A 16,335-nucleotide genomic window follows, 5' to 3' on the forward strand; every position below is an offset into this window, starting at 1 on the left:
GTCACTCTAGCAAAGGATGCTATTGTCAGGAGATGAGAGAAATGCCGCTACAAGAACAGACAAGTCTATGGAGTGATACAACGATCAAGATGCTTGACGAGTATAGCGGTACTTTGCAGACAGGCAGTGTTCTTCGCGAAACGGAATTAACTTCTAATGTGTTGTTGCTGGCATACGGAGGGGAAGGGGAGCTTGCAATGAATGGTGAGGTTTGCCACATTGGAGCTTCTTTTGTTGGTCATGTTGTTAAGGGGACATCCTTAACGCTGACGGCTAGATCAGACGACATTTATTATATCGTGATCATGTACAAGGCTTCTTCCATGGAGGGAGCCTCTCTTGTTTTGCCCTCATATCGCAAACACCCGTTGCGCACTTCATTTGTGCAAAATTCGGTAACCCAAGCAGAATGGATTGAGAATGCAGAAAAAATCGTTGCCAAATGGCGTCGTGGCGAAGGGATGGAACGTTTTCATGCCAATGCGTTGCTTCAGGGTATGATCTACGAACTGATCATGGATTACGAACGTGGTCATGGAGGAGAAGCGTCTGACATGGTGGATGTTGTCGCTTCATATATAGCGTCGCATTATCGCCAGAATCTGAAGCTTAAAGAGCTGGCAGCCCTTGCTGGATGCAGCTTAAGACAGCTGCAGCGACGATTCAAACAAGAGAAGCAGTTCGGACTGATTGAGTATGTCATTCAGTTGCGCATGGAGAGTGCATCGCGGATGCTGCGTCACACGGATGCTCCCATCGGAGAAATTGCTGACAGAATGGGCTATCGCGACATGTATTATTTCAGCAGGGCGTTTAAGAAATATTATGGCGTCCCTCCGCTACGTTATAGGCTTGATGCCCCTTCAAAAACAGATACAGACTACGCTCATTCCTTGCAGCGGAACCGCACAGCTTCTTCATATGAGTCGGCCCAAGGCTCGGTGATATGCCATATGCGAGGGGAATACCATGTTATCGGACCTCCGAAGCGTATCGCTGTACTCGATGTGCAATATGCCGATCATTTGCTTGCGCTGGGGCTCTCTCCAGCAGGTAGTGTAGGACTAGGAAGTGCAGTGTTACATTTCCCTCAAATGATCAGGGCAGGACTTCAGAATACTGAATTACTCGGAACATATGAGTACCCCGACCTGCTTGCAGTGGAACGACTGTCTCCGGATCTAATTATTTGCACCGAGGTACATGAGCCGCACTATGAACAGTTAAGCCGGATCGCTCCAGTTCTCATGTTTAAGCGCAATGAAAACTGGCAGATTATTCTGACTCTGTTCAGTGAACTGACAGGTAAACGAGAAGAGGCAAAGCGTATTATAGCGGATTATCACCGACGAACCACATTGCTGTCCGAAGAACTTGCTCCCGTTCTGGCAGGCAAGAGCGTGGCACTGATCCGTCCGCTGGATTCTCTGGTTCGCGTGCATTCTGCCTCTCATCGTACAGGGGCTGTGCTGTACCATGATCTAGGTCTGCCTGTTCCATTATTTGTGGCAGATACCTCCGACACGGCCTATCACATCTCAATTGATAGACTACCGGCTGTACATGCTAGCCATTACTTCTTGCTTAGCCATGAACTCATGCAGGAGGAAATATCCGCGACAGAGCAACGTGTCTGGGGAATGCTTGATACCGTTGAGCGCCAGCACATACACTCGGTCGATGCCGCGACATGGATCGGCTGTTATGGACCCACAGGTATCAATGGCATTGTGGATCAGATCGCTCAGGCTTTGTTGGCTTGATGGGAGAAGAAGTTGCTACTTGTGCGCATAGAGATTTTAACAGGAACTAAAGACAGTTCATCTTTGCCTTATGTCATGGAGGGAAAGTTGAACTGTTTTTTTATGGCCAATCCATCAGATAACATCATATCCACGCATCGGAGCCTGGCGGTTCCTCGGTCCGGCAAAGAGGATTGCCAGGGAGGGACAGGCGGACACATACGCACTCCGATATTACCTAACAAAGGGCTGTTTTAACTTCAGGAATACCTAAATGCTATGTGAAATCAACGAAATTATTTAAGTGGTAGACATAGGTGTGACTGCTTGGCGCTTTTTCTTACTTCACAAGCAAGTTGCAATAAAATGAACATGAAGTAGATAGAGCTGAGTGCCTACTTCATGTTCGCTTAAATTTTTGCAAATTGAATCACAGGTGGATCAATGAATCTTTGGAGGTTCAGAATTCATCGTATCGTTAAGCTGGGTCACAAAAACACCTTCGTTCGGGCCAGGGTTATTTCGAAACATTTTCGCTTCATCCACCAAAATTTCGTCTGTATCCGTGCCGAGTATCTTTATTGTTGCATCAATGAATGAAGCAAGCGGCATCGCCCGTGGTTCATCGTTGTTGCTTTGAACCCATGGGGGTACAATTTCTATTACTTTTACCGATGTGTCTTTAAGCATGTACCTTTGGGACAGCGTATAGGTGTGAAGTGCTGCCTTCGTCGCGGAATATACAGCAGTTGTCGCTAATGGTACAAATCCAAGTATTGAAGTCGTGTTGATGACAACCGCTTCTTCTTTGGACTTCAAATGCTCAATGAATGCAGAAGTCAACCGAATGGGACCTAGCAAGTTTGTAGTGACAGTCGAAATCAAAACATCCTCATCGATCACGCCCGCCGCGTTATCAGACTGTATGATGCCGGCGTTGTTAATTAAGACGTTCAAATCCGGGTATTCTTCGATTAACTGCTTGGCGGCCGCCTCTATGCTGGCAGGATCTTGTACATTCAATTCCACTGCGGACATGCCAGGATTCGCTTTGATCGTCTCCTCCAGACGCTCTTTACGTCGACCGGAGATAATAACTTTGTTTCCAAGATTGTGGAGAGCTATTGCTAACGCACGTCCAATCCCTGAACCACCGCCTGTAATAAAAATCGTGTTTCCTGTAAGTTTCAATTTTTAAACCCTCCTAATTCAATGTGATTTAAATCATTCTAAAGATTGTAAATCAATAGCTTTCATGATTATGGCTTCTTTAAAATTGAACATATGTTGAATCATCAACATAAATTTTATAAAGTGAATGTATCAGAGCGATACATGGGGTTCAATGGTTAAAACAAGCGTGGGTGTTGATTTTTCAACAGAGGACTTCGAAATGTTCATTTTTTCGGATGGTAAAAAGGGGAGAAGGATATGGACAAGCGTATTCAAAAATCGAGGCAAGCCATTATTGATGCTTTTATGAGGCTGATGTCAGAAAAGGAATTCGAGAGAATTACGATCAATCAAATTGCGGAGGAAGCGAATGTCAATCGTGGAACGGTTTATTTGCATTTCACTGACAAGTACGATCTGCGCGATCAATGTATGGAAGCTCAAATTAACGAGTTACTACGCAATTGTATGTCTGAAGATAATTTCTTTCATGTCCCTTCCAAAACCGCACTACTGCGCACGTTTGAATATTTGGAGCAGCATGCTTCATTCTATTCAAGAATGCTGACGAACAAGGGAAGTACGGTTTTTCGGAACCAAATGGAGACAATGTTTCGGCAAAGTCTGAGCGCGCATCTGGATTCGATCAACCTCGATCAGGAAATGAACAGGGACATTACGGTGCAATTTTTAATTTCAGCAGCAGTGGGGGTATTGGAATGGTGGATTACCCGTTCAATGCCATATCCGGCAGCGGTCATGGTTGAACAATTTTGGGATTTGCTGAACTGTGGTGTCGAGGGACACGAACGAACATCGTCCAGATGAGCCTCTAATGTAGAGGCTTGTTTGAGACTGACACCTATAATGAAGATAATAAAAAATAAGGTTTTCATTTTATACTAATATTAGGAAAATAGTATCAAATATAATGTAACCATCTAATCGAATATTGAGCTACAGCAGATTTACTAACAACTTGATTAGGGAAAATAACCCTATAATATTGAGTAGCTGCAGAATAAACATAGTCTATATCTATATACTTAGGACTTCCGATGCTTAAGAAACCACCAAGTCTTATATACCTAGCAAATATTGTGGGTTGATCATGAGAAATAGCAATTCTCACCGCTGTACCAATTCTATACATCTCTCCAACGCCTATTGTCACAGGTGTATTTGTAGAAAACATAACAAAAGATTCTTTTTCCGTCTGGTTTTGATTTATTGTTTTCACATAAAGATCACCGGATATTTCTAATGGCCCTCCATCCAAGTTGTGCCCATAAGAAATTCCGATTAATGTTACTTCAAGCATCACAGCCATTTCTACATCTCCTTATGACTTATTTCCTGCCAAAAAATCGACCATGGACTAAATTTTTTGCTACCGAAAGGCTACTGTTTCAAAGGAAAAATTTCTATATCTAATCATATATGCGATAATTACACTCTTTTGATTGTTCTAATCGATAGGATTATATTCTTGAGATAATTCCAATATGTAAAAGTTTTAAAATAAAAAAGCTCGACTTAAAAGTTAGTGTTTGACGAAGTTATTCCATTTTCATCCTTATCCTTTACGTTAAGCACTGATTTCAGTTTGGAGTCAAAAAATTGCAGATTGATTTTGAATACATAATGAAGAAGTTCGGTAACTTCTGATAACATAATATTCAAGCTTAAGAATTCTCACAGAGCTTTGACCTGCTGGGAGAGTTCGAGGAGGGTTTCAGCAGACAACCCCTTTGGGGGCCATGAATATGGGAAGGTTAGACGAAACCTGTGCAAGAAAAAAATAAAAAACAAAAAATAATGGAGGTATGTTGGGTGCTGACATTAGAAAAAGCTAGAAAAAATGATGCACAAAAACTTGTTGAAATACAAAAGGCCAGTTTTGAGGATGAATCAAAGCATTTTAATATTAACGGAACCGTTGGGCCCATAGTGTGAAGAATCATCATTTTTATTCAAAGTGTGGGTTTACCAAAGTTAGAGAAGAAGGTGACTTATACATTTTTGAAAAGACTTTATAAACTTAAGTAATGTACAACGTTATGAGACATCAGTGCTAAGTGTTACCAAGAAGATATTTAATGAAAAGCATGAAAGGGAGGATTTACAATGAAGATTGATTTTGCAATTGAATCAGATTATGAGTATATCTCGTTAAGAGACAAGCACATACATAAAACACTGATAAGACCAAAAATAAAAGAAAATGAAATTCTAATAATTAGAGAATCCAATCAAGAAATAGGTTGGATGAGATACGGATTTTTTTGGGACAACACACCATTTATGAATATGATATGGATAGATGAGGAGTACAGAGGAACAGGCATTGGTAAAAAAGTTGTCCAGTATTGGGAGGAATTAATGAAACAAAAGGGATTTGAGATGGTCATGACCTCAACACAGTCGAATGAAGGAGCTCAACATTTATATAGGAAGCTTGGATATAGAGATGCTGGATGTTTAATGCTTGAGAACGAGCCTCTGGAAATAATACTGACAAAGGAGTTGAACAAAAATTAACGTTGAGGAAATCAATGAAGGAAGTGACATTTAAAATGTAATATTCAAGCTGCGTCTCCAATGGAGCCTAGGTCTGCGAGTTGGGTTTCGAAGAGAGATTTCAGCAGACGCCCCCTTTGGGGTTCATGAATACAGAAACGTTACATGAACCATGTAAAACCAAAACTATGAAATCAAGGTGAATATGATAAGCACCCTAAATCATGTTATAAAGCTATTAATTCCGCCCCATAATAACTTTTCGGCTACAGATCTTGTGGAACACATGGGTAGTGTTATCTACGGAGAAGAGGCTAGCTCAATACGAGACATAATTTATGAGGTACCAGAATCTTTGCGGACTATTATTTTGTTAATAGATTTTGATACAGAATTATCAATGAATGGAGTTTTCGGATTTCTGGAAAATGCTACTGGAAAGTACTTGAATGAAACAATTGCTGCTTTAAAGCTAATTAGGGCGGAAGAAGATTCGTCTATTATGGAGGGAATAAGGGGTCTTATTGAAGGTATTAATTTTAATGGAAAAATAAAATTGGAACAATATCAAGTTACACCATTTGAAGAGAGACATGACATTAATAAGAGGCTGCTTGAAAGAATTAAAGAATTGGCCGATGGACTGTACATATATTCAATAGATAGAGATATTTTTGAGTACTTAATTGGTTATCTCTCTGACAACTGGATTGTATTGTTTCAAGAGCTTAAGGATGTTCGTAAGTAATTCGCAGAAGTGCGTTGGTATTATCTACCCCGGGATCGCTGGGCACCATGAATTCCCTGGTCCGGTCGAGGCCTTGATAAAGTGCATCCGAACAATCCTGCACTGATTAAGCGCATCACGCCAGTCCTTTGGTCCTTAAGCCAGTGAGGGTTCGTGAATACAAGAACGTTATGTGAAATCTAGATAATCAACAAGGAGAGAAACCAATGACAACGATAAACACTCTACAAACTAAACTTTCCAGCCGATATGATGAATTTGACCCAGAACAAGATGGAAATAAAAACACAAAGTTTGCAGATTTAATTATTGATGGAAGATCACTTTACCAAATGCTCAAGAAACACGATCTTGTTCCATCCTTAGGATGGGGAAGCGAAGATCAACAAAAAGAAATGATTCAATACTTTTTACTAAAGAAACCACATGAGGATATGTACTATAGATATCCAATACTTGTATGTCCTTGGTGTGGAGATGAAGAGTGTGGTTATATTTCAGTGAAAATTGACAGGGAAGAAGAAATTGTAATATGGAAGGATTTCAAATTGGAGCATGAGAACAAACCAATAAATATAGGTCCCTTTTATTTTGAATGGGCAAACTATGAAAGAGTCATTCATGATACTTTTGGAATATTAGAAAAACAATAATGTACACTGCTTCGAAGAAGCAAAGACATCATACCTTGGTCTGTGGGTGGATTTCGAGGTGGGATTTTACCAAAAAAATCCTTGGGATATATAGATACAGGAACGAAAATTGAATTTATTAAAAGGAGGAAGGTTAATTTGTCTAGTATTTTTTTGAGTCATACTAGTATTGATAAACCATTTGTTGAAAAATTAGCTAGGGATTTAAAACGAATTGGTGTCAATGTTTGGTTTGATAAGTGGGAAATAAAGATGGGGGAATCAATTACATGGCGAATCGAAGAGGGAATTCGTGAAAATGAATATCTTGGAATTGTTTTATCACCTGAAGCGCTAAGCTCAGAATGGGTGAAAAGTGAATTAGGTGCTGCATGGGCAAAACAAATGCAACTTAGAAAAGTATTTGTTTTGCCCATCTATCATAGGGATTGTAGCATTCCTCTTTTTTTATCAGATAGAAAGTTTGCTGACTTCAGAACAAACTATGAACAAGGATTCGGTGAATTAGCAAGTATATTTGGCATTGAAGAGACAGAAGCGATCACACAAGATAATTGGAGAAAATTTACGAAATCTAGAAAGGATAATTGGAGGAAATTCAAAAAAATAGAATTTGAAAATCTGGTAACAACGCTGGTTGATAGAGCTGTTGATTATAACTGGTCGACTTGGGTCGGAGGAACAGCTAATGAATATTCTATTACACTTCATACACGGACTGGAACTGGAAAGAAATCAATTTCCATTAAATTAGTTGGAGATAAAAACGCCTATATGGCTACATTTAAGGGAGCTTATAATCCGAATCATTTGAAAGTAACCGATTTTGATTTATATGTAGGAAATTCAGTTGATGCATGTGACGAGTACGTATGGAGAGTGATGGAGGAATTCAAAAAAGAGCATGGTATCTCTAATGAGAAATCTGAACACTCTACGCAAAGGTTTTCAAGAGGTGATGAAATACATGAAGCTGCAAAAGAATTAATAAGTAAATTTAATTGGTATAAGGGAGATAAACTCTTTTAGATTCAAAAAGTCAAGAGCATCGTTTTTACACTTCAAACCTTGCAACTTTTGACCCACAAAACGTTATGCGAAACCTCATTAAATTAAATATGGTATGGAAGTGAATTGATGGAGGGAACAATCATAACTTGTATGAGTATAGGCGTTTATGCTCATGCACTTACAAGGGGCAATAAATACATCGTAAAAAAAGAAGATAGGGACAAGTATAGAATTATTGGAAACCATGGAAAAGCAGTTTGGATATCAAAAGCTCATTTTATCGAAGGAGATATAGAAGTGCCTTATTTAGAAAGATGGAAGTTGATGATGATCCAAAGGAGTTTGATTTGGTGGAGGTGACCCATACTTTTTCGGATGGAAGTGAACGATGGAGTTTGGTGACAACCCCTCAAAAATTAGTGAATTACTTTAAAAAAGAAATGAAAATACCAGGATTTAATATTAAACATCTAATTATAGCGAAGACAATGGACCACGATGATATCGAAAAAATATTAAAATATTTAGAGGCCAATAATGAACTAACAGAAGCAAGCAAAGCGTTGGAATGTTAATTGGAGAAAGCAAACGCAACGTCCTGTTGTTCGAAGAAAGGGGCAAATTATGATAGGTGAATTACTTGGTATTGGTAATACTGCAAGTGTCTATGAATGGGGGAAAACCGAAGTAATAAAGATTTTTCATAATCAGAGCCACTCAATGCACGAGGCAAAAAAGGAAGCAAAAAATGCCGAGATTATAAATAACTTAAATCTTAGAGCACCTAATTATTCTGGCCTGTTGGAGTATAAGGGCACGTCGTGTCTTATTTATGAGAAAATTGATGGGCCAACAATGCTAAAACAAATAGATCCAACGAAATTAAGTATTTCTCATTATGCTAAGCTAATGGCGCAACTTCATTTTGAATTGCATAACATTGAGATCAAAATGAACTCAAATCTAAAAACTGAATTAACCAACAAAATTAATACTGCTGAAGTGATTAAAGAATATGCGAAGCAAATAGTTATAAATGTGCTTAATACATTGCCTGGAGGTAATGCACTTTGTCATTATGATTTTCATCCCGGCAACATCATCCTTTCATCCAAGGGACCTATAATTATTGATTGGATGAATGTTGTGGTTGGTAATCAAGCGGCAGATGTTACTAGAACTTCGATGATGATTCAATCACATGCACTACCGTCTAATGCTCCCAGTTGGCTAATTAAGAGAGAATATCGTGAATTTTTTAATAGAGAGTATCTAAGAGAGTATTTAATGCTATCTGAAATGAATCCAAAATTCCTTGAGGAATGGATGGCACCAACTTTAGCGGCTCGAGTATGTGAAGTAAACGGTGAAGATCGGAATGAAGTTATAGATAAATTACAAACTATTATAAAAAATTAGAAATTCTTTAGCTCAAAACACAATAGAAAGAGGGATATAGAAATTACAAAGCTAGTTGCAATAATACGAAGAAACCTTTTTACCATTAACATATTGCCAATAGTTATATTTCATCTAACTTTGTTTCCTATTTGGATGTTGATAAATGTTTTTGAAGAATTGTGGATTGTTACTTTTTTTTCTGCAATGGGAACAACCATAATTATTCCTTTTTGTTTGGTAGTCATTAATGGATGGTTCAATAAAGATCATAACAATTATTACTTTATAGTGAACTGGATATTAATATCAACTTCAACAAGAGTTAAATGCAATTGTATTACTTGAGAATGGACCATCCAATAGAGTTATTCAAAAAAGTGATTTTAAGTTTGTAGGCGAGATAGAAATAGATGCTGAAAGATATAATCATTATAGAATTCATAAAAAAGATTTTTAGCAAACCCCATTTTTGGGGTTCATGAATACAAATACGTTATTCTAACTAACGCAAATTTGAAAAGAGGGGCGTGAAACCATGAATGAAAAGTCGCAGTTACTAGAGGAGTTCAAGGAATGGATATGTTTTGTTTCTGAGATTCGTGAAATGGATTGGCAAATAAAGATTGCTGAAGATAAATGGTCAGTTCACGATATCGTAAGTCATATATTGCTGTGGGATAAATACTTTTATGAAGCAGCCATACATCCGATATTAAACAATACGCCTTTGACATTAACACATATTGATTTTAATCAATTTAATCAGGATGCTGTTGAATATGGGAAAACAAAAACAAAGGAAGAATTAATTGAAATGACTATTCAGTACCGTAACATGATATTGCAGAGTATAGAGAGTATGGAAGATGATAAGTTTACTAAAGAATATGCTGACGGGAAGTTTACTGTAATATCTTATCTAAGAGATTTTATCTGGCATGATCAACATCATATAAGACAGATTGATGAGCTTAAAAGAAGAGCTATGTGAGTATATAGGCAGGTGAATAATATGAGAGATTATTGGAACAAAAGGTTTGCTGAAGAAGGAATGATTTGGGGTTGTGAACCAAGTCAAACTGTAACGCAAGCTATAGATTTGTTCAAAAAGAATAATGCACATCATATATTGGTTCCTGGTGCTGGATATGGGAGAAATACTAAGATGCTCTCTTCTTGTTTTCAGGTTGATGGAATTGAGATATCTAGTTCAGCTATAGATCTAGCAAAAGAATGGGATTAAAAAACGAATTTTATTCGAGAATCGGTGTTAGAGTTTCGTACAAGCAAAAGGTATGACGGCATATATTGTTATGATTTATTACATTTATTTTTGTTAGAAGACCGAAAAAAACTGATACAGAATTGTGTGATGCATTTGGAGGAACAGGGAGTGATGTATTTTACGTGTTTTTCTGATCGCGATTTAAATAATGGCGTGGGTAGAAAAGTTGAGGAAGGATCATATGAATACAAGAAAGGGAAATATGCTCACTTCTTTACTGAAAAAAATTTAATTGAACATTTTAATGAATTGAATATATTAGAAACTGGTTCCATAAAAGAATATCTGACACATGCAGAAAAACAACAAGAATATAAATTAAGATATATAGTTGTTCAAAATATTGATTAGCCATTTCGGGGAAGTAATTCAACAGACACACCCTTACCGCTTAACTGCCGCAAGTGGCAGCCGGACTGTTAGTCCTTAAACGCTAGGACATCGTGCATACAGATCGTTATATGTAATTGGAACCGAAGGGAATAAAAAAATGAGAATGCAAGACAAACCAATAGTAAGTATTATAGGCTTGAGATTATTTAGTCTGACACTAGTGGTGCACATTTGTTTTAAATCAATAAGAACAATGGATGATGTAGGATGGGTATATTATTGTCCCTAGTAAATGCCATATTTCTAGTCTTTCCATTGCTATGGGGAGTATTGGGTGCGGTAGCTCAAGAATAATGAGTTGGAGTGAGAAAATAAAGACAAGAGAAGTGAACGAAGAAGTTTGGGTTATGTAATTTATAGATGGGATGAGGTGAACATATTATAAATATAGCAATGTGACGGCTATTTTTCGATGGGCTGAATTCGTATAATAAAAATATACGTTTCGGCTTTGCCCTTGATATCGTGATCTCTTCTGTATTCGTATCGAAAATCGATTTTCTGTAAATATTTATACATAAACATGATGAGCAAAAACATAAGGGGGGAGCTAACATGACAAATAGAGAGGAAATGAATCCTAAGGTTGATGTGTATTTAGGAAAAGTGAACAAATGGAAGGCGGAAATGGAGAAGTTGAGAGCAATCATGCTTGACTGCCAGCTCACTGAAGAACTGAAGTGGGGTAAACCTTGTTACATGTTTCAGAATAGTAACATAGCTATAATACAAGGCTTTAAAGAACACTGTGCGCTTATGTTTTTCAAAGGTGCTTTGTTAAAAGACCCCAATGGTATTCTAATCAAACCTGGGGAGGATACGCAGGCGGGGCGCCAGATTCGGTTCACGAATGTTGAAGAAATTGTTGAGATGGAAACCATCTTGAAAGCCTATATAATTGAAGCCGTTGAAGTGGAAAAAGCCGGTTTAAAAGTGGATTTTAAAAAGAATACAGAACTTATTTTTCCTGAAGAATTCCAAGCTAAATTAGATGAAAATCCTGCTTTGAAAACTGCTTTTGCTGCATTGACGCCGGGACGACAAAGAGCATACATTATGCATTTTGCTGCGCCCAAACAATCTAAAACTCGGGAATCGAGGATTGAAAAATGTATGCAGGACATTCTCGCTGGAAAGGGATTAAATGATCGATAAATTCGATGAGAAATACAATTGAAGGGAGATATTCATTTGGATTTTTTTCCGTTGGAGATATCTGTACTATCTGCCGATGCACTTCGTGAGTACATTTCAAGAGAATATTTTTCTTATGGCTTACTTAAATGCCGGTTATTTTATAGAGGCATACATGACATATATAGAGTTAATGCAGACGAAAAAGAGTATTTCTTTAAGGTATACCGTCAAGGGATCAGAAGCATGGAAGAAATACAAGCAGAGGTAGATTTGCTCAATCACCTAAAATTATCAGACATTGAAATCACTACACCAGTTACAAGACATGATGGAAAATTTATTTCACAGTTCAACACTGCAAATGGGATAAGGTATGGAGTGCTATATACGTCTGTTGGAAAACATGAGTTTAATCAAATTGAGGAAACGGCTGAATTAAATGAGAGATTAGGTAGTTATATCGCTACAATTCATAATGCTTGGGACAAATATGAGCTTGGAAAAAAACGATGGAATCTAGATGCTGCATCATTTATAGATAATTCTATGGATGCTATCAGACAGTTCTCAACCATTCATGATTTTGACCTGCATTTTTTAGAGGAAGTTGCAAAGAATGTGAGCGATAAACTAGAGTATTTAACTGTTGAAAGACCGCAATATGGTATATGTCACGGCGACATATATAGTGGGAATATCCGAGTTGACGCTAACAGCAATCCTATCCTTTTTGATTTTGATTTCTGTGGAAATGGATGGAGAGCATATGACATATCTATGTATGCTTTCCCATTTGGCATGGGATGTGACGAAACGAAATTAAAAAAGAGAGAAGAACGAAAATATCAATTCTTAAATGGATATAACAAGGTTAGAGCTATGAGCCAAAGTGAAGTAGATTCTATTACCCTCTTTATTCCCTTCAGAAGAATTTTTAATATTGGCACTCTATACATTTCTTATCTTCCAAATACTTGGGGAGACTCTGCTGTCATCAGAAATGTAGATGAAGATATTAAACTGCTTCAAAAGTGGTTGGAATTAAACCCTATATTTTAATTAGTATGCAAAGCTAATGATAACTATATTCCGAAAAAAACCTAGAGATCCTTTACATAAATAAAGCAAACCCACTGCCATGAGCCTAACCGCTTAAGGCAGTGGGCTTTGTCTTTAAAACCCTCTATATCCGTTAAAAACGGATTATTCCTCCCCGGTCGCCACCGGATTTTCCTCATAGCTGATCCAATCGCTCCAGCTTCCTGGATAGAGTCTCACATTACTAAATCCTGCCTCATTCAAGGCCAGAACATTCGGGCAGGCGGATACGCCTGATCCGCAATATACGATGATCTCAGCGTCCTGATCAAGATCAGAGAAATGCTGTTTCAACTGCTCTGCATTTTTAAATGCACCCTTTTCGTCCAAGACCTCTTTCCAGAAGAAATTCACCGCACCGGGGATATGCCCCGCTGCTTGATCTATAGGCTCTTCCAGTCCCAGGTAGCGCGGCCGCTCTCTGGAGTCGATCAATATAGGTGAAAAACCGATATAGGAGCCAACAGGAACAGAAGCTTCGGATATACGTTGTACTTCTTTCATACTTGTGAGCATTTGTGGCTGAATATTTGCCACAAAGGTCGAGGGAATGCGAATCGGCTGGTCTGCCGTAACGGGGAATTTTGCTTCCTTCCAAGCGCTGTAGCTTTCTTCCAGTACGTATACCTGCTCATGACCAAGGTAGCGCAGCAGCCACCAGAAGCGGGAGGCCATCATCCCCCCTTGGTCATCATAAGCGACGATGCGTGAACCTGCATTGATCCCGGCACGGCTCAGACGTGCAGCAAGTGTATCTACATCAGGTAGTGGATGGCGACCACCATGCTTGCCTAGAGGAGCGGTAAGGTCTTCTTCCAAATCGAAGTGAATCGCCCCAGGAATGTGGTCTTCATTAAATTCGGTCCGTCCAGCCCCGGCTTGTCCGAGCACGGAACGGCAGTCGGCAATGATTATGTCGGGTTCATACAATCGGGCCAACAGCCAGCGCTTAGATACGATGGATTTCATAGAGGATTCCGCCTTCCTTTTTTTAATAGTAAATTTAATCCATTGAGTATGGTTTATGAAAATGGGGTAATAAGCTAAGAGCTAACCTTCAGGGGGTGCTCATTGTCAGGCATTTCACTTTGGTGGACAACTTGCTTTTTAAAATCCGTTCCGTATCGGATGAAAACCCATACTCCAAACAGGATAAAAAAGCCTGCCCCAAATTGTAAGGTAGACAGCCTTTCCCCGAGCAGCACCCATGCCAGCAGGGAAGAAATAACAGGCTCACCGAGTACCGCCATCGACACCGCGGTGGCGTTAATGTATTTGAGCAGCCAGTTAAACAGGTAATGTCCGAACAGCGTAGGCACTATGGCAAGCAGCAGGAACAGCCCCCATTCCCGTGGCGCATATCCAGTAAAAGGTATAGCATTGACCACATTATACAGCGCAAGCGATGTGGCTGCGATGATAAAAACCCAAAAGTTATAGACAAAAGCGCTCAAATGCTCGCGCAGATGCTTGCCCATCAGCATATGGATGGACACGGCGACCATACCCAAAAAGGACAGTGCATCTCCGAGCAGAGCTTGTCCTGAGACATGAAAATCCCCTGCGCCGATGGCCAGTGAGCCGACAAAGGCCATACCCATTCCGAAGAGCATAGCGCGATTTGTGCCTGTCCGGAAAAACAAAAGAGAACCGAGCATGACAAGGATCGGTTCCAATGTCATAATAACAGTAGAGCTTGCAACGGTGGTCAGTCGCAGCGAGCCCATCCACAGCAAGAAATGCAGCCCTAGCGCGATACCGGACCAGAGGATCAGCATCCACTGCTTACGAGTGAGGCTGAATAGCTCGGTGCGGTATTTCCAGACCAATGGCAGCATCAAAAGATTGGTCAGGTACAAACGGTACATAGCGATGACGGACACCTCGGCTTCAGACCATCTAACGAAGATTGAGGAGAACGAAATAGCGATAATACCTATGATGTACAATAATTCAAAGGAAAACGACGGTTTGTGTGCTTGATTCATGTGGCAGCTCCATCCGTATGAAAGAAAATAAATACGTTTAAATTCCTTCTAACGGTATCTCGAAAATGAGGTTTAATGTAGCCTATTATACCGTACCTGGCATCCCCATGGTATTAGGATTTTGCAAAATCCTGAGAATATAATCAACGGGAGCGAGAGGAAGGATTTTAAGTGAGATGCTGCATAGAACTTTTGCTGCACAAGCTCGTATAACATCGTGGAGGTGGATTTTATGAAAAAACATAACACATTTTCAATCATACTACTGACTGTCGTAGCAGCGCTGGCTCTATCAGCTTGTGGTACGAAACCGCAAACCAATAACAATGCACCTCAAGGGGCAGACCAACCGCAAACGCAACAGCCGCAAGCCACTCGGGAGCCAGTCGCTGAGCCGCAGGTTAAAAAAGGCACAGGTGTATACAACGGAGCTGCTGACCCGCATACGGTAGAGATTGAAACCAATGGCGAAGCCCAATCCTTCCAGCTAGGAGAAGGACTAGACACCGTAATAGCTGGGCTTAAAGAAGGTGATCCAGTAGCGTTTGAATATAACGAACAAGCAGTAGAGGGCGACGCGACAGCGAAGCAACTGACGTTAACGAAAATACAAAAGACAGAGGCTGCAACAGATGGTAATCAAAACGGAAGTTCTGGTCAGCAAGTAGGCGGGGAACGCGCGAAAACTCAAACTTTTGAGCTTACTCTTGAAGGGAAAAAGGAAAAGCAGACAGCAACCTTGGCAAAGGGAGAGGGATATTCGCTGTATGTGTTTGATCCGATGTCCCTGTTCCCAGATCAAAACCGTGTCGCCTTAGCGGTGGATGATAACTACTATGCCGAAATTACGAAGTTGCCCTCCAACTTTAATTTAGATGAGCTTCAAAAAGAAGGCGAGAAGGACTTGACTTCCATTGGCAAGGTGCAAAAGCTGGACAAAGCAGACGTGCCTAAAGCGCTGACCAGCAGCCGTCTGTTCTTGCAAGCGAACGATTCGAAGATTACACGACAATATATTGTTGTAGAAAATACTACGGGCGCTTTCAGCGTCAAAGTGAACATTCCACAAGGGGAGCCTGCTGAAGGATTCGAATCCTTCATATATACATCGCTGGAGAGCCTGCAAGCTAATAAATAATCCTGATGTAAAGTCAGATGGATGCTGGCTTATAATTATGAATTTAAG

The 16,335-nt window shown here is 39.6% G+C and carries 18 protein-coding genes and 1 pseudogene; 15 read left to right on the plus strand and 4 right to left on the minus strand.

Annotated elements, in window-relative coordinates; translation table 11 throughout:
* Positions 1-41: 41 nt before the first annotated feature.
* The gene (locus MMB75_RS01580) at positions 42-1,763 is read left to right on the plus strand and encodes a helix-turn-helix domain-containing protein (RefSeq protein ID WP_277506812.1); all 1,722 of its coding nucleotides are present in this window, start codon (positions 42-44) and stop codon (positions 1,761-1,763) included.
* Positions 1,764-2,183: 420 nt separating this feature from the next.
* Here the strand turns inward: MMB75_RS01580 and MMB75_RS01585 are convergent, their stop codons facing one another.
* The gene (locus MMB75_RS01585; protein WP_019688139.1) at positions 2,184-2,933 is read right to left on the minus strand and encodes an SDR family oxidoreductase; all 750 of its coding nucleotides are present in this window, start codon (positions 2,931-2,933) and stop codon (positions 2,184-2,186) included.
* Between the two features lie 240 nt (positions 2,934-3,173).
* On the opposite strand from MMB75_RS01585, the gene MMB75_RS01590 reads away from it, so the two are divergent.
* Positions 3,174-3,743, plus strand: coding sequence for a TetR/AcrR family transcriptional regulator (locus MMB75_RS01590; protein WP_045244348.1), 570 nt, complete (start codon positions 3,174-3,176; stop codon positions 3,741-3,743).
* Between the two features lie 94 nt (positions 3,744-3,837).
* On the opposite strand, the gene MMB75_RS01595 is transcribed toward MMB75_RS01590, so the two are convergent.
* A complete protein-coding gene (locus tag MMB75_RS01595; protein ID WP_045244349.1) occupies positions 3,838-4,245 on the minus strand; it encodes a hypothetical protein in 408 nt (135 codons plus the stop codon).
* A gap of 503 nt (positions 4,246-4,748) precedes the next feature.
* On the opposite strand from MMB75_RS01595, the gene MMB75_RS26175 reads away from it, so the two are divergent.
* The 12 genes and pseudogenes from MMB75_RS26175 (at position 4,749) to MMB75_RS01660 (ending at position 13,122) form a co-directional block, all read left to right on the plus strand.
* Positions 4,749-4,871, plus strand: a complete 123-nt coding sequence (locus MMB75_RS26175) for a hypothetical protein (RefSeq protein ID WP_260846320.1) — start codon at positions 4,749-4,751, stop codon at positions 4,869-4,871.
* Positions 4,872-5,042: 171 nt separating this feature from the next.
* Positions 5,043-5,456 (plus strand): GNAT family N-acetyltransferase, encoded by a 414-nt coding sequence (locus tag MMB75_RS01605; RefSeq protein ID WP_045244350.1) that lies wholly within the window; start codon positions 5,043-5,045, stop codon positions 5,454-5,456.
* 265 nt (positions 5,457-5,721) lie between these two features.
* Positions 5,722-6,183 (plus strand): DMP19 family protein, encoded by a 462-nt coding sequence (locus MMB75_RS01610; protein ID WP_230681870.1) that lies wholly within the window; start codon positions 5,722-5,724, stop codon positions 6,181-6,183.
* A 206-nt stretch (positions 6,184-6,389) separates the two neighbouring features.
* A complete protein-coding gene (locus tag MMB75_RS01615; RefSeq protein WP_017428262.1) occupies positions 6,390-6,836 on the plus strand; it encodes a hypothetical protein in 447 nt (148 codons plus the stop codon).
* Between the two features lie 138 nt (positions 6,837-6,974).
* Complete coding sequence (locus MMB75_RS01620) at positions 6,975-7,865, plus strand: toll/interleukin-1 receptor domain-containing protein (RefSeq protein WP_052679216.1); 891 nt, start codon at positions 6,975-6,977, stop codon at positions 7,863-7,865.
* Positions 7,866-7,973: 108 nt separating this feature from the next.
* The gene (locus tag MMB75_RS01625) at positions 7,974-8,207 is read left to right on the plus strand and encodes a hypothetical protein (RefSeq protein WP_045244352.1); all 234 of its coding nucleotides are present in this window, start codon (positions 7,974-7,976) and stop codon (positions 8,205-8,207) included.
* Positions 8,198-8,422, plus strand: coding sequence for a hypothetical protein (locus MMB75_RS01630; RefSeq protein WP_045244353.1), 225 nt, complete (start codon positions 8,198-8,200; stop codon positions 8,420-8,422). The genes MMB75_RS01625 and MMB75_RS01630 overlap by 10 nt, the downstream gene beginning before the upstream one ends.
* 49 nt (positions 8,423-8,471) lie before the next feature.
* Positions 8,472-9,266, plus strand: a complete 795-nt coding sequence (locus tag MMB75_RS01635; protein ID WP_016821702.1) for a phosphotransferase — start codon at positions 8,472-8,474, stop codon at positions 9,264-9,266.
* A 517-nt stretch (positions 9,267-9,783) separates the two neighbouring features.
* Positions 9,784-10,239: a DinB family protein gene (locus tag MMB75_RS01640; protein ID WP_031461874.1), complete on the plus strand. Its 456-nt coding sequence runs from the start codon at positions 9,784-9,786 to the stop codon at positions 10,237-10,239.
* Positions 10,240-10,260: 21 nt separating this feature from the next.
* Positions 10,261-10,884 (plus strand): annotated as a pseudogene (locus tag MMB75_RS26180) (class I SAM-dependent methyltransferase).
* Positions 10,885-11,481: 597 nt separating this feature from the next.
* Entirely contained in the window at positions 11,482-12,081 is a 600-nt protein-coding gene (locus MMB75_RS01655; RefSeq protein WP_044788059.1) for a YdeI/OmpD-associated family protein, read from the plus strand.
* Positions 12,082-12,117: 36 nt separating this feature from the next.
* Complete coding sequence (locus tag MMB75_RS01660) at positions 12,118-13,122, plus strand: phosphotransferase enzyme family protein (protein WP_045244354.1); 1,005 nt, start codon at positions 12,118-12,120, stop codon at positions 13,120-13,122.
* Between the two features lie 144 nt (positions 13,123-13,266).
* Here the strand turns inward: MMB75_RS01660 and MMB75_RS01665 are convergent, their stop codons facing one another.
* Positions 13,267-14,130, minus strand: coding sequence for a sulfurtransferase (locus MMB75_RS01665; RefSeq protein WP_045244355.1), 864 nt, complete (start codon positions 14,128-14,130; stop codon positions 13,267-13,269).
* Between the two features lie 74 nt (positions 14,131-14,204).
* On the minus strand, positions 14,205-15,149 hold the full coding sequence (locus tag MMB75_RS01670) for a DMT family transporter (RefSeq protein WP_045244356.1): 945 nt from the start codon (positions 15,147-15,149) through the stop codon (positions 14,205-14,207).
* A gap of 232 nt (positions 15,150-15,381) precedes the next feature.
* Here MMB75_RS01670 and MMB75_RS01675 point away from each other — a divergent pair, with 232 nt between their 5' ends.
* The gene (locus MMB75_RS01675) at positions 15,382-16,287 is read left to right on the plus strand and encodes a hypothetical protein (RefSeq protein ID WP_045244357.1); all 906 of its coding nucleotides are present in this window, start codon (positions 15,382-15,384) and stop codon (positions 16,285-16,287) included.
* Positions 16,288-16,335 lie beyond the last annotated feature (48 nt).

This window comes from Paenibacillus sp. P2(2022) (assembly GCF_029522175.1).
Classification (GTDB): domain Bacteria; phylum Bacillota; class Bacilli; order Paenibacillales; family Paenibacillaceae; genus Paenibacillus; species Paenibacillus polymyxa.

What these genes read in the sequence shown, in the direction of transcription:
- MMB75_RS01580 (WP_277506812.1), top strand. Translation starts at nt 42, where the DNA reads ATGCCGCTACAAGAACAGACAAGTCTATGGAGTGATACAACGATCAAG.
- MMB75_RS01590 (WP_045244348.1), top strand. Translation starts at nt 3,174, where the DNA reads ATGGACAAGCGTATTCAAAAATCGAGGCAAGCCATTATTGATGCTTTT.
- MMB75_RS01595 (WP_045244349.1), bottom strand. Translation starts at nt 4,245, where the DNA reads ATGGCTGTGATGCTTGAAGTAACATTAATCGGAATTTCTTATGGGCAC.
- MMB75_RS01605 (WP_045244350.1), top strand. Translation starts at nt 5,043, where the DNA reads ATGAAGATTGATTTTGCAATTGAATCAGATTATGAGTATATCTCGTTA.
- MMB75_RS01610 (WP_230681870.1), top strand. Translation starts at nt 5,722, where the DNA reads ATGGGTAGTGTTATCTACGGAGAAGAGGCTAGCTCAATACGAGACATA.
- MMB75_RS01615 (WP_017428262.1), top strand. Translation starts at nt 6,390, where the DNA reads ATGACAACGATAAACACTCTACAAACTAAACTTTCCAGCCGATATGAT.
- MMB75_RS01625 (WP_045244352.1), top strand. Translation starts at nt 7,974, where the DNA reads ATGGAGGGAACAATCATAACTTGTATGAGTATAGGCGTTTATGCTCAT.
- MMB75_RS01635 (WP_016821702.1), top strand. Translation starts at nt 8,472, where the DNA reads ATGATAGGTGAATTACTTGGTATTGGTAATACTGCAAGTGTCTATGAA.
- MMB75_RS01640 (WP_031461874.1), top strand. Translation starts at nt 9,784, where the DNA reads ATGAATGAAAAGTCGCAGTTACTAGAGGAGTTCAAGGAATGGATATGT.
- MMB75_RS01655 (WP_044788059.1), top strand. Translation starts at nt 11,482, where the DNA reads ATGACAAATAGAGAGGAAATGAATCCTAAGGTTGATGTGTATTTAGGA.
- MMB75_RS01665 (WP_045244355.1), bottom strand. Translation starts at nt 14,130, where the DNA reads ATGAAATCCATCGTATCTAAGCGCTGGCTGTTGGCCCGATTGTATGAA.
- MMB75_RS01670 (WP_045244356.1), bottom strand. Translation starts at nt 15,149, where the DNA reads ATGAATCAAGCACACAAACCGTCGTTTTCCTTTGAATTATTGTACATC.
- MMB75_RS01675 (WP_045244357.1), top strand. Translation starts at nt 15,382, where the DNA reads ATGAAAAAACATAACACATTTTCAATCATACTACTGACTGTCGTAGCA.